Genomic DNA, 20,892 nt, shown 5'->3' with positions numbered 1-20,892 from the left:
CGCTCTACGATCTGGCCTGTGGACTTTCCGGAGCTGGCCGCCCGTACCCGCCGGTTCAGCCACGGTGCGCCGCGTGCCGTCTCGGTGGCCGAGGACGGTTCCCGGGTGGTCTTCCTGCGCTCCGCCGGCCCGGAGGATCCCGCCGACGCGCTCTGGCTGCTGGACGTCGCCAGCGGCGAGGAGCGGCTGGTCGCCGACCCGGCCGCGCTGCTCGGCGCGGACGCCGACAGCGCCGCGCTCGGGCCGGGTGAGCGGGCGCTGCGCGAGCGGCTGCGGCTGAGCGCCGCCGGCATCGGCTCGTACGCCCTCGACGGCGCCGGTCGGGTGGCCGTGTTCGCGCTGGCCGGGCGGCTGTTCCGGGCCGACCTGGTGCACGGCGACGTGGTCGAGGTGGCCGCGGTCGGGCCGGTGCTCGACCCACGGCCCGACCCGACCGGAGAACGGCTGGCGTACGTCACCGACGCCGCCGAGGGGGTGCGCCGCGGGCAGTTGCGGGTGGTCGAGCCGGACGGCGCCGACAACCTGCTGGCCGGCGAGGACTCCGGGGTCACCTGGGGACTGGCCGAGCACATCGCGGCCGAGGAGTTCGACCGGTTCCGCGGCTACTGGTGGGCGCCGGACGGCCGCTCGGTGCTGGCCGCGCGGGTGGACGAGTCCCGGCTCGACCGGTGGCACCTGCACGACCCGGCCGACCCGGCGAGCCCGCCGACCACCGTCGCGTACCCCCGGGCCGGTGGCCCGAACGCCGAGGTCAGCCTGCACCTGCTCGACCTCGACGGCGGCTGGGTCGACGTGCACTGGGACCGCGAGACCTACCCTTACCTGACCTCGGTGCAGTGGGCCGACGGCGGGCCGCTGATCACCGTGCTGCGCCGCTCCCAGCAGCACGGGCTGGTGCTGGCCGTCGACCCGCGCACCGGCGAGACGCAGGTCCACGCGGAACTGGCCGACCCGCGCTGGGTGGAGCCGATCGCCGGCACCCCGGCGCACCTGCCGGACGGCCGGGTGCTGGTCGGCGGCGAACTGGCCCACGACGGGTACGACGCACGCTGCCTCTTCGCCGACGGCACCCTGCTCACCCCGCCCTCGCTCTACGTGCGGCGGGTGGTGGGGCGGCTGCCGGGCGGCTCCGGCCCGGCCGACCTGCTGGTCGAGGCGAGCGACGGGGAGCCGAGCGAGCGGCACCTGTTCCGGGTCCGGACGACCATCGGCGGCGGTGTGGACGCCCGCCGGCTCACCACCGACCCGGGCTGGCACACCGGCGCGGTCGGCGGGGACGTGCTGGTAATGGGGAGCGCCTCACTGGACCATCCGGGCGTCCGGTGGACGGTGCACCAGGGCGACCGGGAGGTGGCGGTGCTCCGCTCGCTGGCCGCCACCCCGCCGTACTCGCCGCTGCCGCTGCTGGAACGGGTGACCGACCGGCGGCTGCCGAGCGCGGTGCTCTACCCCGACAACCACGTCACCGGTCGTCGGCTGCCGGTGTTGCTGGACGTCTACGGCGGCCCGGGGCACCAGGAGGTGGTCGCCGCCCGGGCGGCCTGGCTGGAACGGCAGTGGTGGGCCGACGCCGGCTTCGCGGTGGTGGTCGTGGACAACCGGGGCACGCCCGGGGTGGCCCCGTCGTTCGAGAAGGCGATCCACCGGCGGGTGGCCGACGTCGTCCTGCTCGACCAGGTGGACGCGCTCACCGCGCTGGCGGAGAAGCATCCCGACCTCGACCTGGGCCGGGTCGCCGTCCGGGGCTGGTCGTTCGGCGGCTGGCTGGCCGGGTTGGCGGTGCTGCGCCATCCGGAGCTGTTCCGGTGCGGCATCGTCGGCGCGCCGGTGACCGACTGGGCCCTCTACGACACCGCGTACACCGAGCGCTACCTGGGCCTGCCCGACGACGGGCTGGACGTCTACGCGCACCACTCGCTGGTGGAGCTGGCCGGCGAGCCGGTGACCGCCCCGGAGCAGGCCCGGCCGCTGCTGCTGGTGCACGGCCTGGCCGACGACAACGTGGTGGCCGCGCACACGCTGCGCCTCTCGGCGGCGCTGCTGGCCACCGGCCGCCCGCACAACGTGCTGCCGCTGACCGGGGCCACCCACATGGCCGCCGGCGGCACCGCCGAGCGGCTGCTGAAGCTGGAGCTGGACTTCCTCCGTACCCACCTCTGAGCCGAGCCGGTTTGGGTGCGTCTGTTGGCGCCTCGGCGACAACAGACGCACCCGATGCGGAGCAGCCGCCGCGGCGCCGGGGCACGGCCGGTGCGGCAACGCGGTGGCCCCCGGCCGACGACGTTGTCGACCGGGGGCCAGTCCGTGCGGTGTTACGGCTCGATGGGTGGCGTCACTGCTTGACGTAGGCGTTCACGAAGCTCGCCCAGCCGAAGATGCTGCCGACGAAGACGCCGCCGGCCTTCTCGCCGTGGGCGAGCGAGACCACCTCGGTGTACAGCGGCACGGCCGGGGCCGACTCCTTCATCAGCCGCTCGTCCAGCTTGCTCCACTCCTCGGCCTGCTTGGCCGGGTCGAGCGCGAGCACCCGGTCGAACTCCGCGTTGATCGCGTCGTTGTTCAGCTGCGAGGTGTTGCTGTTGCCCTCGGCCTTGATGTTCCGGCCGTCGAAGAGCACCGGCAGGATCGAGGCGCCGCTGGGCCAGTCGGCCGCCCACGAGTCGACCCAGAGGTCCCACGGGTTGGTCTTCTTCTTCACGTGGTCGAGGTAGCCGTCCTCGGGGATGACCTTGACGGTCACGGTGAGGCCGGCCTTCTCCAGGGCGTTCTTGATCTGGGTCGCGGTCTCCTGCGACGGGGTGTCGTCGGAGGTGCCGAGCACCAGGTTGGCGGTCTTGCCGGCGAGCACCTCCTTGGCCTTCTCCGGGTTGCCGGTCTCGCCGGCCGGGTAGGCGTCGAACTGCTTGTAGCCGAGCGTGGTGGGCGGCAGCAGCGTGGTGAGCGGCACGGCGCCGTACGGGCCGCCGAGGTTCTTGGTGATGCTGCTGCGGTCGATCGCGTGGTTGATCGCCTGGCGGACCGCCAGGTCGGTGACCCGGCTGGTGTTGATGCTCAGCCGGTACGCGTTCGGCGTGGCCGCGACGATCATCCGCTCCTTGAGCGCGGGGTCGCCGGTGACCTTGGCGATCAGCTCGGACGGAACACCGCCGGTGGCCACCGCGGCGGCGTCGTTGCCGGTGCCGGCGAGCACCCGGTTGGTCTGGGTGGCGTTGTCCGCGCCGAAGGACCAGACGAACTTGTCCGGGTACTGGTGCCGCACCGCGTCGGTGGCCGGGTCCCAGTGCTCGTTGCGCTCGAGCACCATCTCCACGCCGGGCGTGTGCTTGGTGATCTTGTACGGGCCCGAGGAGAACGGGTGGTTGTCCAGGTTGACGCCGGTGTCCTTGTCCGCCGGCAGCGGCGCGGTGGCCGGCAGCGAGACGGCGAACGGCAGGTCACAGCGGGGCTTGTTGAACTCGAAGCGCAGCGTCCGCTCGTCCGGCGTGGTCAGCCCCGGCGGCAGCGACGTCTTGTTGGCCTTGAAGTCCCACTTGGTGTCGTACTGCGGGTCGTCGACCAGCCATTCCTGGATGTAGGTCGGGCCGCCGGTGAGGTCCGGGTCGAAGGAGCGGGCGATGCCGTACGCCACCTCCTTGCTGGTGATCGGCCGGCCGTCCTCGAACTTCACGCCCTGCTTGATCTTGAATTCCCAGACCTTGCAGTCGTTGTTGACGTTGGTGCCCGGGGTCTCCGCCAGGTCGCCGACCAGGGTCACGTTCCCCTTGCCGTCGTCCTTGAAGGTGGTGAGGTAGCGGGCGTAGAGCTGGCTCCCCATCAGGCCGGCGAACGAGTAGACCCGCTGCGGGTCCAGGTGGGAGATCTTGCTCTCCCGCAGGATGTAGAAGGTGCCGCCCTTGGTGGCACCGGGCACCTCCGGCGCCGGGCCGAGGGAGTCCTTGGGGTCGGTCGCGATGGCGCCGGTGCGCGGCGTGTTGGTGTCCACGCCGGCGGCGTTCTCGCCGGTGTTCTCGCTACACGCACCGAGGGCAACCACCAGTGCGATCGCACCGCCCATGGCGGTGAGGTGTCTTGCTCGCATACTCACTCCTCCGGATCGCCGATGAAGGAAAGCTTCGCGTAGCTTTCGATGTTGGTAAATTTCGATCAGATAACGGGGCCACAACGATCGGCACCCGGCACGGCGGTCAGCCCAGCCGTACCCGCGGGTCGATGAAGGCGTAGAGCAGGTCGACGACGACGTTGGCGACGACGACGAAGAGGGCGGAGATCAACACGGTGGCCATGATGGTCGGCAGGTCGCCCTGCCGGACCGCCTCCACGGCGGTGCGGCCCAGGCCCTGGATGCCGAACGTGGTCTCGGTGATCACCGTGCCGCCGAGCGCCGCGCCGACGTCCAGACCGGCGATGGTGACGATCGGCGTGATCGCCGCGCGCAGCGCGTGCCGCCCGTACACCTGCCGCTTCGGCATGCCCTTGGCACGCGCGGTGCGGACGAAGTCCTCGGAGAGCGTCTCCAGCATCTGCGCCCGGGACAGCCGCGCGTAGATCGCGGAGAAGAGCAGCGCCAGGGTCACCCAGGCCAGCACCAGACCGCGGGCCCACTCCACCGGATTCTCGAAGATGGGCACGTAGCGTGGTGTCGGCAGGATCTTCAACGCGTAGACGAAGATCAGCAGCAGCACCGCGCCGACGAAGTAGAGCTGCAGCGAGGCGAAGGTCAGGGTCAGCCCGATCGAGATCCGGTCCAGCAGCGAACCCCGGCGTAGTGCCGAGACCATGCCGAGCCCCACCCCGATGGCGAGCCAGAGCACCGCCGCCGGGATGACGATGTTCAGCGTCACCGGCAGCACCCGGGCGAAGGTGTCCGTGACCGCCTCGCTGTTGACGTACGAGTAGCCGAGGCAGGGCGCCGCGCACTCGCCGCCCTGGGCGCTGCCCAGGTCGCGGCCGACGAAGATGCCCTTCATGTAGTTGGCGTACTGCTCGACCTTCGGGTCGTTGAGCCCCAGCTCGGTCCGCACCCGTTCCAGCCGCTCGGCGTTGCAGTTCTTCGGGCACATGCCGGTCACCGGGTCGCGGGGCAGCGCGAAGAACATCAGGAAGCTGACCACGCTCACCGCGAGCAGCACCGAGACCGCCAGCAGCACCCGCTTCAGCAGGAAGCGCACCATGCGTAGACCCCTTACCGTGACGACTTCGGATCGAGCGCGTCACGCAGCGCGTCGCCGAAGAGGTTGAACGCCAGCACGAGCGCGAAGATCGTGATGCCGGGGAAGAAGACGTAGGCCGGGTCGGTCTGCAGGTAGTCGATGCTGCGGTAGATCATCCGACCGAAGCTGGGCACCGACTCGGGCAGCCCGACGCCGAGGAAGGACAGCGCCGCCTCGCCGGTCACGTACGACGGCACCAGCAGTGAGAACGACACCAGGATCGGGGCCCAGATGTTCGGCAGCAGCTGCCGGAAGAGCATGTGCCCCAGCCCGGCGCCGCTGGCCCGGGCCGCCTCCACGAACTCCCGCTCGCGCAGCGACACCACCTGGCCGCGGACCAGCCGGGCGGTGCTGGTCCACCCGAACGCGGCGAAGACCACGATCAGCGTGGTGACCGCGAACCAGGTCGGCACCGCGTCCCGCGGGCCGTAGAAGCGCAGCGAGAACGTCGGCACCACGGCCAGCGCGAAGACCAGGAACGGCATCGCCAGCGCGACGTCGGTGAACCAGCTGATCACCGAGTCGACCACCCCGCCCAGGTAGCCGGAGATGATGCCGAGCACCACCCCGACGGTCGTGGTGATCAGGGCCGCGCCGAGCGCGATCAGCAGCGAGGTGCGGATCCCGAAGATCATCCGGATGAAGATGTCCCGGCCCAGGCCGGGCTCCAGCCCGAACCAGTGGTCGCCGCTGACCCCGCCGACGTAGCCGAGCGGCATCCCGGTGGCGTCCAGCAGCTCGCCGAACTGCTCGTTCGGCGACACCCCGTACAGCCGCTGCACCAGCGGCGCGCCCAGCGCCAGCAGCACGAAGACCACCAGCACCACGCCGCTGACCAGCGCGGTCCGGTCGCGCCGCAGCCGGCTCCAGACGAGCTGGCCCGGCGAGCGGCCGACCAGGGCCCTCTCCTCCGGACCGTCGCCGGTGGACTCGATCTCGGCCAGGGCCACGCCCTCGGTCGGGGACAGGCTCATCGGGTCACCTCCTCGGCGGTCGCGCCGGCCTCGTCGCTCCCCGCCGGCGAGCCACGGTCGCCGGCGGCGTCGCGCGCCGCCGGCGGGGCGCCGTCGCCGGTCGTCCCCGGGCCGGCGCCGATCGGCCCGGTCTCCGGGAAGTGGCAGGCGGTGGCCTGGTCGCCGCCGCGCGGCACGAGGGCCGGCTCCTCGGTCGCGCACCGCTCCTGCGCCTTCCAGCAGCGGGTGCGGAAGCGGCAGCCGGACGGCGGGTCGAGCGGCGTCGGGACGTCCCCGGCCAGCCGGATCCGCCCCGAGGCGCCGAGCTGGGTGACGTCCGGGATCGCCGAGAGCAGGGCCCGGGTGTACGGGTGCTGCGGGCGCTCGTAGATGTCGGCCCGGTCGCCGATCTCCACGATCTTGCCCAGGTACATCACCGCCACCCGCTGGCAGAAGTGCCGGACCACGGCCAAGTCGTGGGCGATGAAGACGAACGCCAGGTCCAGGTCGCGTTGCAGGTCGCGGAGCAGGTTGATGACCTGCGCCTGGATCGACACGTCCAGCGCGGAGACCGGCTCGTCGGCGACGATCAGCTTGGGCCGCAGCGCGAGCGCGCGGGCGATGCCGATCCGCTGCCGCTGGCCGCCGGAGAACTCGTGCGGATAGCGGTTGTAGTGCTCCGGGTTGAGCCCGACCAGTTCCAGCAGCTCCTGGACCCGCTTCTTCACCCCACCCGGCGGTTTGACCCCGTTGACCTCCAGCGGCATGGCCACGATCCGGCCCACCGTGTGCCGCGGGTTCAACGACGCGTACGGGTCCTGGAAGATGATCTGGAGGTCCTGCCGCAGCGGCCGCAGTTCCCGGCGCCCGGCGTGGGTGATGTCCCGCCCGTCGAAGGTGAGCGTGCCGGCGGTCGGCTCCAGCAGCCGCACCAGCATCCGGCCGGTGGTGGTCTTGCCGCAGCCGGACTCCCCGACCAGGCCGAGCGTCTCGCCCCGGCGCACGTCGAAGTCCAGCCCGTCCACCGCCCGCACCGCGCTGCGGTTGCGGAACCCGCTGCGCACCGGGAAGTGCTTGGTCAGCCCGCTCACCCGCAGCAGCGGCTCGTCGCCGGTCGCCGGCGCGTTCCTCGCGCTCACCGGAGCCCGCCTTCGTTCGCGACTGCGGTACTCCACTGCGCTGCGTTCCTCGCGCTCACCGCGCCACCCCCACCTGTGCGATGTCCTCCTGGTAGAGCCGGGTCCGCTCGGCGGCGGGCAGGTGGCAGGCGACCAGGTGGCCGTCCTCGCCGGCCGGCCCCAGCTGCGGCACCTCGGTGCGGGACCGGTCGCCGTTGCGGTCGGCGTACCGGCAGCGCGGGTGGAAGGCGCAGCCGGACGGCAGGTTGATCAGGCTGGGCGGGTTGCCCCGGATCGGCACCAGCTCCGCGTCCGCGTCGCCGCGCAGTGACGGCACGCTGGAGAGCAACCCCCAGGTGTACGGGTGCTGCGGCCGGCGCAGCACCTGCTCGACACTGCCGTGCTCGACCGCCCGGCCGCCGTACATCACCAGCACGTCGTCGGCGACCTGGCTGACCACGCCGAGGTCGTGGGTGATCATGATGATCGCGGAGTGGAACTCGGCCTGGAGGTCGGCCAGCAGGTCCAGGATCTGCGCCTGCACGGTGACGTCCAGCGCGGTGGTCGGCTCGTCGGCGATCAGCAGCTCCGGGTCGTTGACCAGCGCCATCGCGATCATCGCGCGCTGACGCATGCCACCGGAGAACTCGTGCGGGTACTGGTCGAACCGGCGCGCCGGCTGCGGGATGCCGACCCGGCCGAGCATGTCCACCGCGCGCTGCCGGGCCTCCCGCTTGCCGGCCCGCGGGTGGTGCACCCGGTACGCCTCGACGATCTGCTTGCCCACCGTGTAGTACGGGTGCAGCGCGGAGAGCGGGTCCTGGAAGATCATCGCCATGTCCCGGCCGCGCAGCCGGCGTACCTCGCCCTCGGGCAGGCCGACCAGTTGGCGGCCGCCGACGTGGATCTCCCCGGTGACGGTGGTGCGCTTCGGGTTGTGCAGGCCGAGGATGGCCAGCGAGGTCACGCTCTTGCCCGAGCCGGACTCGCCGACGATGCCGAGCGTCCGGCCGCGCTGCACCGCGAACGACACCCCGTCGACCGCGCGCACTACGCCGTCCTCGGTGTCGAACCGCACCCGCAGGTCGTCCACCCGCAGGTAGGGCGCGTCGGTACCGCGCTGCTCCGGCACGCTGGGGCGGTCGTCCGGTTGCCCGGACGGCGCCGACTCCGGCATGTCCACGACCGCCTCCCTCAGTAGTGAAGAGAACCTACAGCAAACTCCTGAGGGCGAAAATAAGCTACAAAGCCGGAGACTGTCAGCGGGCCTCAGAGTAACGAGTCGGCAACGGCTGTGAACAGTCCTCACCAGCACATCCATGGACGCAACTCGACGAGTCCACGCCCGATCGCACGGCGGGTGCGACCATGGTTGCGGCAGTCCCGGGAGGATTCCCGCCGGCAGCGAGGTGGAGGTGACCATGACCGTGGCGGTGTTCGACCACGAAGGCCCGTGGACCGAAGAGGAGTACCTCGCCCTCGGCGAGACGCAGCAACGCGTCGAACTCTTCGACGGGAGCCTTCACGTGACCCCAGCCCCCACCCCCCGGCACCAGAACATCTCCGGTGAACTCCGTTCGGCTCTCCGCGGCCCCTGCCGCGAGGCGGGGCTGCACGTCCTCGAAGGCGTCAACGTCCGCCTCCGGCCCGGTCGCATCCCGATCCCCGATCTGGTGATCACGGGTCCCATCGACTTCGACGAGGTCAACGTCGAAGCGCGCGACGTACTGCTGGTGTGCGAGATCATCTCCCCCAGCAACGCCGCCACGGACAAGGTGCTCAAGATGCACTACTACGCGGCCGCCGGGATCGAGTGGTACCTGCTGGTGGAACAGGACAACGGCACGCTGCACCTGTACCGGCGACAGGGCCGGCACTACCGGGAAATTTCGGTGACAAAGGCCGGTGAGCGCCTCGAGCTCACCGAACCCGTACGAGCGATGATCCGGCCCGCGGATCTGCTGCCCTGACGGACGTCCGTCCGCTCGCCTAGGGTCGGTCGCATGACCGAGTTCGACGCGGCGACCGCCGCGGTGCAGGCCGCGCTGAACGCGGGAGCCCGGTACGCCGACGCCCGGGTGATGCACCGCCGCTACGAGTCGATGTCGGCCCGCAACGGTGAGATCGAGGAGCTGGCCCAGGACGAGAGCATCGGTCTGGGCGTACGCGCGCTGGTCGGATCGAGTTGGGGCTTCCACGCCGTACCCGACCTCTCCGACGCCGTGGCCCGCGACGCCGGGCGGCGTGCCGCGCGGACGGCCGCCGCGAGCGCCGGCGTGCCCGGCCCGGCGGTCGACCTGGTGCCCACCGGCGCGGCCACCGCGAGCTGGGCCTCGCCGTGCGCGGTGGACCCGCTCGGCGTCCCGCTGTCCAGCAAGGGTGACCTGCTGGTCGGCGCGACCCGGACGATGGCCGAGCACGGCGCCGACGTGGCCGAGGGGCTCTACCAGATCTGGGACACCGCCAAATGGTTCGTCTCCAGCGAGGGGCACCGGATCGACCAGCGGATCCGGGAGTGCGGCGGTGGCATCTCCGCCACCTCGATCGGCGACGGCGAGACCCAGCGCCGCTCCTATCCCAGCTACCGCGGGCAGTACGGCACCAGCGGCTGGGAACTGGTCGACTCACTCGACCTGGCCGCGCACGCGGCGCGGATCGCCGAGGAGTCCCGGGCGCTGCTCACCGCGCCGCTCTGCCCGGCCGGCGAGACCGACCTGATCCTCGGCGGCGAGCAACTCGCGCTGCAGATCCACGAGTCGGTCGGGCACGCCATCGAGCTGGACCGGATCCTTGGCTGGGAGGCCGCCTTCGCCGGCACCTCCTGGCTCGACCTGGCCCAGCTCGGCTCGCTGCGCTACGGCTCGGAGCTGATGAACGTCACCATCGACCCGACCATCCCCGGGGCGCTCGGCAGCTTCGGCTACGACGACGAGGGCTCGCCGGCGGTGCGCCGGGACGCGGTGCGCGAGGGGCGCTGGGTGGGCGTGCTCGCCGGCCGGGACTCGGCCGCCGTCGCCGGCCTGGACTACGGCGGCAGCGTACGGGCCGACGGCTGGGCCCGGCTGCCGATGGTGCGGATGACCAACGTGGGCCTGGAGCCCGGTCCGCACACCCTGGAGGAGATCATCGCCGCCACCGACGACGGGGTGCTGATGGACATCAACCGCTCCTGGTCCATCGACGACAAACGGCTCAACTTCCAGTTCGGCTGCGAGATCGGCTGGGAGGTCAGGAAGGGCCGGCGTGGGCGGATGCTGCGCAACCCCACCTACACCGGCATCGGCCCGCTGTTCTGGCGGTCGATGGACATGCTCTCCGCCGAGATCGTCGCCTGGGGCACGCCGAACTGCGGCAAGGGCCAGCCCGGCCAGATCGGGCACACCGGCCACCCGGCCGCGCCGGCCCGCTTCCGCAACGTCCGGGTGGGGGTGCGGGCATGACCGCGTCGGAACTCGCCGAGCTGGACCTCGCCGGGCAGGTGGTGGAGCTGGTCCGTCGACTCGCCGGGCCGGACGCGCAGGCCGAGGCGGTGGTGACCCGCAGCGACCTGGCGCTGACCCGGTTCGCCAACTCGTTCATCCACCAGAACGTCGCCGAGTCCACCGTCGGCGTCCGGCTGCGACTGCACGTCGACGGGCGGACCGCGGCCGGCAGCGGCAGCCTGGTCAGCGCCGACGGGCTGCGCGCGCTGGTCGAGCGCACCCTGGCCGCCGCCCGGCTCTGCCCGCCCGACCCGGGCTGGCCGGGGCTGACCCCGCCGTCGCCGGTGGCGGCCGGCGTCGCCGTCGACGAGGCCACCGCGTACGCCGAGCCGGACGAGCGGGCGGCCCGGGTCCGCGCCTTCGTGGACGCGCTGGGCGGCCTGGAAGCGGCCGGGTACTGCCGCACGTCCCACCGGTCCAGGGCGTTCGCCAACTCCGCCGGCCAGTACGCCCAGGGGCGGGCGGTGGAGGCGGCGATGGACGGGATCGCCCGCACCGGCGGCTCGGACGCGGTGGCGCGCCGCTGCGCGGACCGCCTCGCCGACCTCGACGGCGCCGCCCTCGGTGCCCGGGCGGCGGCCAAGGCGCGCGCCGCGGCCGAGCCGGTGGAGTTGCCCCCGGGCCGCTACGAGGTGGTGTTCGAACCGGCCGCCGTCGCCGACCTGTTGCAGAACCTCTCCTGGTTCGGCTTCAACGGCAAGCGGTACGCCGAGCGGCAGTCCTTCGCGGAGCCGGGCCAGGCGCAGTTCGACCGGTCGGTGACCCTGGTGGACGATCCGCTGCATGGCTCCGGCCTGCCGTACGACCTGGAGGGAACGGCACGGCGGGAGCTGACCCTGGTGGACGCCGGGGTCACCCGCGCGGTGGCGCACGACCGGCGCAGCGGTGCCGGTATCGGCGCCAGCTCCACCGGTCACGCCGCGCCCGGCGGGGCCACCTTCGGCCCGATCCCGCACAACATCCGGCTGCTCGCCCCGTCCGTCGCCGGCGGCGCCCCGGACGGCGCAGCGGTGGCCGCCGACGGCCCGCCGCCCGCGACCGGCGTGGCCGGGGCGGTCGCCGACGCCGACACGGCGGCGCTGGTCGCCGGGGTGCGGCGCGGGCTGCTGGTCAGCGACCTCTGGTACACCCGGGTGCTGGACCCGAAGAGCCTGGTGGTCACCGGGCTGACCCGCAACGGGGTCTGGCTGGTCGAGGACGGCATGGTCACCCGCGCGGTACGCGACCTGCGCTTCACCGAGTCGTACCCGCGGGCGCTCGGCCCGGGCGCGGTGCTCGGCCTGGGCCGCCGGGCGGTGCGCCAGCCGGACCGGGTCGACGGAGTCTGGTGGGAGGCCCCGCCGCTGCGGCTGGCCGCGTGGAACTTCACCGGCGGCGCGTCCGGGTGAGCCGGCCCCGGCGCGCCGGCGGGGCCGGCAGTGAAGTTCTTAACATCGCGACATCGATCTTCATACGGGGCTTTCCACCAGCCAGGACACACGGGACACTGCCTTGCGCGGACGGCCCGCGGAGATCGGCGTAACGTGTGTCACTTAGCTGCGCCGGTTCGCCCGGCGTGGTCGTTGGTGTGCGCATGACGTGGCAAGCGGGTGCGGGTTCGCGGTCCGCGTGCCGACCGGAGGAAGATCCGCCCGCCTGTCGCGGGCCGGCGCCAGGGAGACGACTCGAATGACATCAACGGCAACGAAGCCGGGGGGCGTGCGGAACCGCGCCGCCATCGCGGCGAAGACGTTGCGCACCGACCGCTGGTGGTTCGCCCCACTGATCACCGTCGTCGGTCTCAGCGCCTGGGTCGCGTACGCGACGGTCCGGGTCTTTCAGCACGACAACTACTGGGTCGAGGACTACCACTACCTGACCCCGTTCTACTCCCCCTGCGTGACGGACCGGTGCCTGCCTGACGCCGCGCACTTCGGACGGTTCCTCCCCGACTGGTGGATCATCCCGGACGCCGCGCTGACCCTGCCGTTCCTGCTGCTGTTCCGGCTCACCTGCTACTACTACCGCAAGGCGTACTACCGGTCGTTCTGGCTCTCGCCGCCGGCCTGCGCCGTGCCGGACGGGCACAAGTCGTACAGCGGGGAGACCCGGTTCCCGCTGCTCGGGCAGAACCTGCACCGCTACTTCTTCTACGCCGCCGCGATCATCTCGCTGATCAACACCTGGGACGCGATCCTGGCCTTCCACTCGCCGGAGGGCTTCGGGTTCGGCCTGGGCAACCTCATCCTGCTCGGCAACGTGGTGATGCTCTGGGCGTACACCATCTCCTGCCACTCCTGCCGGCACATCATCGGCGGGCGGCTCAAGCACTTCTCGAAGGCTCCGCTGCGCTACCGCGCCTGGACCGGCGTGTCCTGGCTGAACGTCCGGCACATGCAGCTCGCCTGGATCACGCTCGGCACCCTGGCGCTGACCGACTTCTACGTCATGGCGGTCGCGGCCGGCTGGTTCAACGACCTGCGGTTCATCAACTAAAGGGCCCCTGGACATGACTACGACCACTCGAATCGAACGACACCACTACGACGTCGTCGTGATCGGGGCCGGCGGCGCCGGCCTGCGCGCGGCGATCGAGGCCCGGCTCGCCGGCAAGAAGACGGCGATCATCTCCAAGTCGCTGTTCGGCAAGGCGCACACGGTGATGGCCGAGGGCGGCGCCGCCGCCGCGATGGGGAACGTGAACAGCCGGGACAACTGGCAGGTGCACTTCCGGGACACCATGCGCGGCGGCAAGTTCCTGAACAACTTCCGGATGGCCGAGCTGCACGCGAAGGAGTCGCCGCAGCGGATCTGGGAGCTGGAGACGTACGGTGCGCTCTTCGACCGCACCAAGGACGGCAAGATCTCGCAGCGTAACTTCGGCGGCCACGAGTACCCGCGGCTGGCGCACGTCGGCGACCGGACCGGCCTGGAGCTGATCCGCACCCTCCAGCAGAAGATCGTCTCGCTCCAGCAGGAGGACAAGCGCGAGCACGGCTCGTACGACGCGCGGATCCGGGTCTTCGCCGAGACCACCATCACCGAGCTGCTGCTCGACGGCGACCGGGTCGCCGGCGCCTTCGGCTACTACCGGGAGTCCGGCGAGTTCGTCCTCTTCGAGGCGCCGGCGGTGGTGCTGGCCACCGGCGGCGTCGGCCGCTCCTACAAGGTCACCTCGAACTCCTGGGAGTACACCGGGGACGGGCACGCCCTGGCGCTGCGCGCCGGCGCGACGCTGATCAACATGGAGTTCCTCCAGTTCCACCCGACCGGCATGGTCTGGCCGCCATCGGTGAAGGGCATCCTGGTCACCGAGTCGGTCCGCGGTGACGGCGGCGTGCTGAAGAACTCCGACGGCAAGCGGTTCATGTTCGACTACGTCCCCGACGTCTTCCGCAAGCAGTACGCGGAGACCGAGGAGGAGGCCGACCGCTGGTACACCGACCCGGACAACAACCGCCGTCCGCCGGAGCTGCTGCCCCGCGACGAGGTGGCCCGGGCGATCAACAGCGAGGTCAAGGCCGGTCGGGGCACCCCGGCCGGCGGCGTCTTCCTGGACATCGCCAGCCGGCTGCCGGCCGAGGAGATCCGCCGCCGGCTGCCGTCGATGTACCACCAGTTCAAGGAGCTGGCCGACGTCGACATCACCAAGGAGCCGATGGAGGTCGGCCCGACCTGCCACTACGTGATGGGCGGCGTCGAGGTGGACCCGGACTCCGGTGCCGCCTTCGGTCACGTCCGCGGTCTCTTCGCCGCCGGTGAGGTCTCCGGCGGCATGCACGGCTCCAACCGGCTCGGCGGCAACTCCCTGTCCGACCTGCTGGTCTTCGGCAAGCGCGCGGGCGGCCACGCCGCCTCGTACGCCGACGGGCTGACCGCCCGGCCGAAGGTGTCCGTCGGCGCGGTGGAGGCCGCGGTGGAGACGGCGCTGGCCCCGCTGCAGCGGGACACCGGCGAGAGCCCGTACACCCTCCAGCAGGACCTCCAGGCGGTGATGGGGGATTTGGTCGGCATCATCCGGCGGGAGGGCGAGCTGGTCGACGCGCTGGGCCGGCTGGCCGAGCTGCGCGAGCGGGTGGCCAAGGTCAGCGCGTCCGGCGGTCGCCGCTACAACCCGGGCTGGCACCTCGCGCTGGACCTGCGGAACATGCTGCTGGTGTCGGAGTGCACCGCGAAGGCGGCGCTGGAGCGGCGGGAGTCGCGCGGCGGGCACACCCGGGAGGACCACCCGGCGATGGACCCGTCGTGGCGCCGGGTCAACCTGGTCTGCTCGCTCGACGGCGACGCCGTACGCCTGGAGCGCAAGCCGCTGCCGAAGATCCGCGCGGAGCTGATCCGCCTCTTCGACCGGGCGGAGCTGGCCAAGTACCTCACCGACGAGGAACTCGCCGAGTTCGACGCCCTCGTCACCGACGCCGAGGCCGAGGAGGCGGGCAAGTAATGGCGGAGCAGAAGTCCACCGGGGCCGGCAAGTCCGGCACCAAGCGCCAGTTCCGCATCTGGCGGGGTGACGAGAGCGGCGGCGACCTCCAGGACTACATGGTCGAGGTGAACGAGGGCGAGGTCGTCCTCGACGTGATCCACCGGCTCCAGGCCACCGACGCCCCCGACCTGGCCTGCCGGTGGAACTGCAAGGCGGGCAAGTGCGGCTCCTGCTCGATGGAGATCAACGGCAAGCCGCGGCTGAGCTGCATGACCCGGATGTCGACCTTCGAGCCGGACGAGACGGTCACGGTCACCCCGCTGCGCACCTTCCCGGTCATCCGGGACCTGGTCACCGACGTCTCGTTCAACTACGAGAAGGCCCGGGAGACGCCGGCGTTCGCGCCGCCGGCCGACCTGGCGCCGGGCGACTACCGGATGCAACAGGTCGACGTCGAGCGCTCGCAGGAGTTCCGCAAGTGCATCGAGTGCTTCCTGTGCCAGAACGTCTGCCACGTGATCCGCGACCACGAGGAGAACAAGCCGGCCTTCTCCGGGCCGCGGTTCTTCATCCGGGCCGCCGAGCTGGACATGCACCCGCTCGACGCGAAGACCGACCGCAAGGAGTACGCACAGCAGGAGCAGGGCCTCGGCTACTGCAACATCACCAAGTGCTGCACCGAGGTCTGCCCCGAGCACATCAAGATCACTGACAACGGGATCATCCCCATGAAAGAGCGGGTCGTGGACCGCAGGTACGATCCCCTTGTGTGGCTTGGTAGCAAGATCTTCCGTCGGGGTGAGACGCCCCAGACCAGCGTGACCACCCCCCGTCCGGGCTCGGCGGCGGCCGCCGGCGGCCCCGCCGGGGTGCACTCGCACGCGGGCGGCTCGCACGACCCGCGCGCCGAGGTGCAGGCGCAGCGCGGGGTGAACTGGCACCGCGAGGTGCCACACCCGACCGCCCCGGCGGTCGACGACCGCGGTCGGCTGCCGCTGACCGAGCTCACCTTCGACCGGGCGGCGGCGCCATCGCCGTTCGGCGACGACGTGACCTTCCCACTGCCCCCGGAGCACCTGAACTTCGCCCACCCGGAGCAGGACAAGCACTGAGGACCACAGTGACGACGGGGGCCGCGGCTGTTGCCGCCGGCCCCCGTCCCGTTTTCGCCCACCTGTCCGATTCGACGTCCAGGCGCGGGGCCGCGCGCCGCCCGACCCTCGGCGGCGCGACCGGCGGTCACGGCGGTCAGCCGCGGGTGAGCATCGGGCGCAGCGCGGCGACGATCGGCGCGTCGGCCGGCAGCCAGGTGACGTCGTCCAGTTCGGCGGCGGTGAGCCAGCGCAGCGCCGAGTGCTCCAGCGCCTGGGGCCGGTCGCCGTGCAGCAGGCGCGCCGCGTACACCTTGAGCACCGACCGGCCGTGGGCCATCCGGACGTTGCGGCCGACCCGCTCACCGATCTCCACGCGTACGGCGAGTTCCTCGGCGCACTCGCGGACCAGCGCGGCCGTCTCGCTCTCCCCCGGCTCGACCTTGCCGCCGGGGAACTCGAACATCCCGGCGACCTCCGGCGGGGCCGACCGCGCGCAGGCCAGCACCCGCCCGCCCTCGATGATCGCCGCCCCGACGATCACCTTCAGGTCCCGTCGCTCGATCTGCCCGCCGTGGTTAGCCCGTTCGGTCCGCACGGGCGTCCAGCGTGCCAGATCAATCGGCGGTTTGGGTAGCTTGGCCGACCGTCAGGCCAGGAAGACACGGAAGTGTGGGCGTGGACACACCATCCGTGCGACGACAGACTAGAGGGCACCGACAAGACACGGGACGGCGACGATTTGGCCACAAGCCGGCAACGGCGCCTGGGAGGTGCGGTGATGCGCGCGCTGTTCAGCGGTCGTGCGAAGCATGACTACCTCAGCGACGCCCTCGCTCTGCTGAACGGATGGGTCCGCGAGGGCGAGCAGATCCGACGGACTCTCGTGATCGACGACGCGCAGCACGCGGCCCTGACCGAGCGGGTCAAGGTGGTCGCCGACGCCCTGCACCTGCGCCCGGAGATCAGCCGCCGGGCCGACCACACCCAGATCCGCGTCGGGCACGGCAACGCGCCGCTGACCGAGGGCGAAGTCCTGCTGGCCGCCCGGATCGAGGACGCGTACCGCGCGGTCACCGCGCCCTGACCTACGCTGACCGGTCGCCCGCCGCCCCGCCGAGGTGCACCGGACGAACACCCGGACCATCAGCGACATCGAGCAGTGGTCGAGCGCCGCCGGAGGCGGCCGTCGGGGTCCCGGTGCCGGCGTGGCCGTGGGATCGACTTTAAGTTTTGCTTATCAGGGCTCCTGATCCACCTGCAAGATCGGTACCTTGCCCGGATGCGACACATCGGAACCGTGATCGCCGCCGCCGTCGTGGGTCCGCTGGCCTGGGTCCTGTTCGCCCTAGGCCAGGATCGGTCGGCGCAGGCGTTCGCCGACGCAGCGGACGGCGGTTCGCTGGACGGCGCTGACTTCGTACGACCGGCGCTGGTGCTGGCCGCCGCCGGTCTGCTGCTCGGGCTCATCGGCACGCTCCGGTTCTCGCCGCTGGGCGCGGCGGTGACCGGGCTGGTCTACTCGGCCAGCTACCTGGGCCTGCTGATCAGCCCGAGCGCGGTGATGAACCTGGTCGACCACGAGCCAACCCTGATCGGCTACCAGGTCGACCTGGCGACCCCGGTCCGCAACGGGACGACCCTGCTGATGGGCGCGCTGCTGCTCGTCGGGGTGGTCAGCATCCGCCGCTGGCAGCGCTGGCCCCAGCCCGCCCCGGCCGACGACACGCCCGAGGCGCTGGTGCCGGACGAGGTCATCCCGCCGCTGGCACGCCGGGAGCGCCCACTCGGTGCCGACGGGCTCGGCCTGGGTATCCCGCGCGAGAAGGCGCCGGAGCCGGAGCCGGAGCCGGTCCGGACCGGCGGATCGGACTGGGCCGGCCGTTCGGACTGGGCCGGTCTGGTGTCGAGTGACGCCGGGGACAAGACCGCCCGGTCGACGGACTGGACCCGCCAGCCGTCGCGCTGAGCAGCCGGCGGCTCAGGCCTCGCGCCCCGGGTTCCGGTGGGCTGGCTCCCCACACCCACCGGAACCCGACACCGGCTCAGCCCGCGTCCTGCGGGTACCAGCGCAGTTCGACCGAGTTGCCGTCCGGGTCGCGCACGTAGATCGAGGTCGCGCTCCCCCGCGCCCCGAACCGGCCGACCGGCCCCTCCAGCACCTCGAAGACGCCGGACGCGATCACCTCGGCCCACTCCAGCGGCTCGACCACCAGGCAGAAGTGGTCCACGTTCGACTCGCCCCGCGGGCGGTGGACCAGGTCGATGATGGTCTCCGGGCCGACCCGTACCGAGGGGAACGGCACCTTGCCGGCTCGCCACTCGTCGACCCGTACCGGGGCCAGCCCGAGCACCCCGCAGTAGAAGTCGAGGGCCCGCTCGACGTCGGCCACGTTGAGCACCAGGTGGTCGAAGGCCTTCACCCGCACCGCGCTCACTTCGCCTCCAGCTGTTGTCGTCTTCATGCCGTTCACCATCGCCCGCCCCGCGACCGCGACCAAGGCATGATCGGGCTACGATCGTTGATCCCGGTTCAACGATGGGACGTGACGTGCTCGAACGGTACGAGGTGGAGACCTTCCTGACCCTCGCCGAGGAGCTGCACTTCGGCCGCACGGCCGAGCGGCTCGGGGTGACTACCGGGCGGATCAGTCACGTGGTCAAGAAGCTGGAACGCCGTATCGGCGCGCCGCTGTTCGCGCGGACCAGCCGGGTCGTCCAACTCACCGCGATCGGCCGCCAGCTCGCCGACGACCTCGCCCCGCTGGTCGCCGGCATGGACGAGGCGGTACGCCGGGCCGTCGACGCCGGGCGCGGCGTCACCGGCCGGCTGCGGGTCGCCTTCCTCGGCGAGTGGACCGCGCCGGTGCTGCTCAAGGCGGTCGCCCTGTTCACCGAGCGGCACCCGGAATGCCAGGTCGAGGTGCACGAGGTGCAGCTCTACAACTCGCGGCCGAGCCTGGTGGACGGCTCGATCGACCTGCTCATGGCGGCGTACCCGTTCGACGGGATGGCCTGCGGCCCGCCGCTGCTGACCGAGCGCCGGTTGCTCGCGGTGCCGGCCGGGCATCCGCTGACCCGCGCGGCGTCGGTCTCCCTGGAGGTCCTCGCCGACCATCCGGTGGTCCAGTACCCGGCGGTGACCTCGGCGGAGTTCAAGCGCGACCGCACCCCCGAGCACACCCCGTCGGGCCGGCCGGTGCCGAAGGGCCCCACCGGGAACACGTTCTCCGAGATGCTGACCCTGGTGGCGCTGGGCCGCGGCGTGCTACCGGTGGGCGAGCACACCCGGCACTACTACCCCCGCCCGGACGTCGCCTACGTGCCCATCCACGACGCACCGCCGATCCGGCGTGGCCTGGTCTGGCGGGAGGACAACACCACGGCCCGGGTCCGCGAGTTCGTCCGCGCCGCCAGCGACGCGAACGGCTGAGACGATCCAGCCATCATGCGACACGGAGAGTTCCGCGATCCGCGGCTGGTGACCGTCTACGACGCGGAGTGCACCTGGTCGCGGGACGACGACTACTTCCTCGCCGTGGTCGGCGAGGCCCCCGCCCGGGTCCTCGACCTCGGCTGCGGGACCGGCCGGCTCACCCTCGCCCTGGCCGCCGCCGGGCACACCGTCACCGGCGTCGACCCGGCCGCCGCGTCGCTGGCGGCGGCCCGGGCCAAGCCGGGCGCCGAGCGGGTGACCTGGATCGAGGGCACCTCGGCCCGGCTGCCGGACCGGGCGTACGACGTGGCGGTGCTGACCAGCCACGTGGCGCAGTTCCTGGTGACCGATGCCGAGTGGGCGGCCACCCTGGCCGACCTGCGCCGGGCGCTGGTTCCCGGCGGCCGGCTGGTCTTCGACGCGCGCGACCCGGCGGACCGGCGATGGGAGCGGTGGAACCCGGACGAGTCCCGGCGGTGGATCGCCCTGACCGACGGCGGCGTGGTGCGGGGGTGGACCGAGGTGACCGCGGTGACCGGTGGGGTGGTGAGCTTCGTCCACCACTACCTCTTCCCCGGCGGCGACGAGTTGCTCAGCTCGGCCACTGTGCGGTTCCGCACGGAGGAGGAGCTGCGCGGCGCACTGCGGGCGGCCGGGTTCACCGTGGAGCGGATCCACGGCGGCTGGGGCGGGGAGCCGGTGGGGCAGGGTGACGGCGAGTTCATCGTCCAGGCCCGGGCCGGCGGCGACGATCTTGCCGGTGGCGCGCCGGACCTACCGTGAGGGGCATGGCGAACGCGACCTATGACCGCAAGGAGCAGTTCCAGCAGATCCAGAGCGGCCTGCTGGACGGAGAACAGATCATCGCCGTCTACGACGCGGTCGGCACCGGCACCGGCTTCCTCGGGTTGACCGACCGGCGCGTCATCATCCAGGACCGCTCCTTCATCGGCAAGCGGTACGCCATCACCAGCATCCCGTACTCGAAGATCACCAGCGTGAGCGTGGTGAGCAACAAGTCGTGGGGCGGGTCGTTCTTCTCCACCGGCGCCATCGCCATCCACGTCGGCACGCACACCTACGAGGTGGAGTTCCGCGGCGCCCAGAAGAGCCACCACGTGCACAACGTCATCCTGCACTACATCAGCTGACGAGCCTCGTCGCCGCCGGCGCCACCGACCCACCGGCGACGACATCACC

The 20,892-nt window shown here is 71.9% G+C and carries 19 protein-coding genes; 12 read left to right on the top strand and 7 right to left on the bottom strand.

Annotated elements, in window-relative coordinates:
• Nucleotides 1-18 precede the first annotated feature (18 nt).
• On the top strand, nt 19-2,160 hold the full coding sequence (locus GA0070609_RS01010; RefSeq protein WP_088992042.1) for a S9 family peptidase: 2,142 nt from the start codon (nt 19-21) through the stop codon (nt 2,158-2,160).
• A 172-nt stretch (nt 2,161-2,332) separates the two neighbouring features.
• Here GA0070609_RS01010 and GA0070609_RS01005 read toward each other — a convergent pair whose 3' ends face one another.
• The 5 genes from GA0070609_RS01005 to GA0070609_RS00985 all read right to left on the bottom strand — a co-directional run bounded on the left by GA0070609_RS01005 (nt 2,333) and on the right by GA0070609_RS00985 (nt 8,458).
• Complete coding sequence (locus GA0070609_RS01005) at nt 2,333-4,078, bottom strand: ABC transporter substrate-binding protein (RefSeq protein ID WP_088992041.1); 1,746 nt, start codon at nt 4,076-4,078, stop codon at nt 2,333-2,335.
• A gap of 106 nt (nt 4,079-4,184) precedes the next feature.
• Complete coding sequence (locus tag GA0070609_RS01000; RefSeq protein ID WP_088992040.1) at nt 4,185-5,171, bottom strand: ABC transporter permease; 987 nt, start codon at nt 5,169-5,171, stop codon at nt 4,185-4,187.
• A gap of 11 nt (nt 5,172-5,182) precedes the next feature.
• Nucleotides 5,183-6,184: an ABC transporter permease gene (locus GA0070609_RS00995; protein WP_088992039.1), complete on the bottom strand. Its 1,002-nt coding sequence runs from the start codon at nt 6,182-6,184 to the stop codon at nt 5,183-5,185.
• Nucleotides 6,181-7,302: an ABC transporter ATP-binding protein gene (locus tag GA0070609_RS00990; protein WP_172899262.1), complete on the bottom strand. Its 1,122-nt coding sequence runs from the start codon at nt 7,300-7,302 to the stop codon at nt 6,181-6,183. The genes GA0070609_RS00995 and GA0070609_RS00990 overlap by 4 nt, the downstream gene beginning before the upstream one ends.
• A 55-nt stretch (nt 7,303-7,357) precedes the next feature.
• On the bottom strand, nt 7,358-8,458 hold the full coding sequence (locus tag GA0070609_RS00985) for an ABC transporter ATP-binding protein (protein ID WP_088997408.1): 1,101 nt from the start codon (nt 8,456-8,458) through the stop codon (nt 7,358-7,360).
• Nucleotides 8,459-8,702: 244 nt separating this feature from the next.
• Between GA0070609_RS00985 and GA0070609_RS00980 the strand changes: the two genes are divergently transcribed.
• The 6 genes from GA0070609_RS00980 to GA0070609_RS00955 all read left to right on the top strand — a co-directional run bounded on the left by GA0070609_RS00980 (nt 8,703) and on the right by GA0070609_RS00955 (nt 16,277).
• Nucleotides 8,703-9,251, top strand: a complete 549-nt coding sequence (locus GA0070609_RS00980; protein ID WP_088997407.1) for a Uma2 family endonuclease — start codon at nt 8,703-8,705, stop codon at nt 9,249-9,251.
• Nucleotides 9,252-9,284: 33 nt separating this feature from the next.
• Nucleotides 9,285-10,721 carry a TldD/PmbA family protein gene (locus GA0070609_RS00975; protein WP_088992038.1) on the top strand — a complete coding sequence of 479 codons (1,437 nt, stop codon included), beginning with the start codon at nt 9,285-9,287 and terminating at the stop codon, nt 10,719-10,721.
• Complete coding sequence (locus GA0070609_RS00970; RefSeq protein WP_088992037.1) at nt 10,718-12,151, top strand: TldD/PmbA family protein; 1,434 nt, start codon at nt 10,718-10,720, stop codon at nt 12,149-12,151. The genes GA0070609_RS00975 and GA0070609_RS00970 overlap by 4 nt, the downstream gene beginning before the upstream one ends.
• 280 nt (nt 12,152-12,431) lie before the next feature.
• On the top strand, nt 12,432-13,238 hold the full coding sequence (locus GA0070609_RS00965) for a hypothetical protein (protein ID WP_088992036.1): 807 nt from the start codon (nt 12,432-12,434) through the stop codon (nt 13,236-13,238).
• Between the two features lie 13 nt (nt 13,239-13,251).
• Nucleotides 13,252-15,183 (top strand): fumarate reductase/succinate dehydrogenase flavoprotein subunit, encoded by a 1,932-nt coding sequence (locus tag GA0070609_RS00960; RefSeq protein WP_088992035.1) that lies wholly within the window; start codon nt 13,252-13,254, stop codon nt 15,181-15,183.
• The gene (locus GA0070609_RS00955; protein WP_088992034.1) at nt 15,183-16,277 is read left to right on the top strand and encodes a succinate dehydrogenase/fumarate reductase iron-sulfur subunit; all 1,095 of its coding nucleotides are present in this window, start codon (nt 15,183-15,185) and stop codon (nt 16,275-16,277) included. The genes GA0070609_RS00960 and GA0070609_RS00955 overlap by 1 nt, the downstream gene beginning before the upstream one ends.
• A gap of 136 nt (nt 16,278-16,413) precedes the next feature.
• Here the strand turns inward: GA0070609_RS00955 and GA0070609_RS00950 are convergent, their stop codons facing one another.
• The gene (locus GA0070609_RS00950) at nt 16,414-16,854 is read right to left on the bottom strand and encodes a (deoxy)nucleoside triphosphate pyrophosphohydrolase (protein ID WP_088992033.1); all 441 of its coding nucleotides are present in this window, start codon (nt 16,852-16,854) and stop codon (nt 16,414-16,416) included.
• A 183-nt stretch (nt 16,855-17,037) separates the two neighbouring features.
• Between GA0070609_RS00950 and GA0070609_RS00945 the strand changes: the two genes are divergently transcribed.
• Together GA0070609_RS00945 and GA0070609_RS00940 are read left to right on the top strand one after the other, a co-directional pair.
• Nucleotides 17,038-17,343 carry a 4a-hydroxytetrahydrobiopterin dehydratase gene (locus GA0070609_RS00945; protein ID WP_088992032.1) on the top strand — a complete coding sequence of 102 codons (306 nt, stop codon included), beginning with the start codon at nt 17,038-17,040 and terminating at the stop codon, nt 17,341-17,343.
• A 195-nt stretch (nt 17,344-17,538) separates the two neighbouring features.
• A complete protein-coding gene (locus GA0070609_RS00940) occupies nt 17,539-18,225 on the top strand; it encodes a hypothetical protein (protein WP_088992031.1) in 687 nt (228 codons plus the stop codon).
• 76 nt (nt 18,226-18,301) lie between these two features.
• Here GA0070609_RS00940 and GA0070609_RS00935 read toward each other — a convergent pair whose 3' ends face one another.
• Nucleotides 18,302-18,694: a VOC family protein gene (locus tag GA0070609_RS00935; protein ID WP_231928485.1), complete on the bottom strand. Its 393-nt coding sequence runs from the start codon at nt 18,692-18,694 to the stop codon at nt 18,302-18,304.
• A 113-nt stretch (nt 18,695-18,807) separates the two neighbouring features.
• On the opposite strand from GA0070609_RS00935, the gene GA0070609_RS00930 reads away from it, so the two are divergent.
• Genes GA0070609_RS00930 through GA0070609_RS00920 form a run of 3 tightly spaced genes read left to right on the top strand, consistent with a single transcriptional unit; the run spans nt 18,808 to nt 20,843 of the window.
• A complete protein-coding gene (locus GA0070609_RS00930; protein ID WP_088992030.1) occupies nt 18,808-19,689 on the top strand; it encodes a LysR family transcriptional regulator in 882 nt (293 codons plus the stop codon).
• A gap of 15 nt (nt 19,690-19,704) precedes the next feature.
• A complete protein-coding gene (locus GA0070609_RS00925) occupies nt 19,705-20,475 on the top strand; it encodes a class I SAM-dependent methyltransferase (protein WP_088992029.1) in 771 nt (256 codons plus the stop codon).
• A 5-nt stretch (nt 20,476-20,480) separates the two neighbouring features.
• Nucleotides 20,481-20,843: a PH domain-containing protein gene (locus tag GA0070609_RS00920; RefSeq protein WP_088992028.1), complete on the top strand. Its 363-nt coding sequence runs from the start codon at nt 20,481-20,483 to the stop codon at nt 20,841-20,843.
• Nucleotides 20,844-20,892: the final 49 nt, after the last annotated feature.

Source organism: Micromonospora echinaurantiaca (assembly GCF_900090235.1).
GTDB classification, from domain to species: Bacteria; Actinomycetota; Actinomycetes; order Mycobacteriales; family Micromonosporaceae; genus Micromonospora; species Micromonospora echinaurantiaca.
This window is presented reverse-complemented; position numbering and strand designations above follow the sequence as displayed.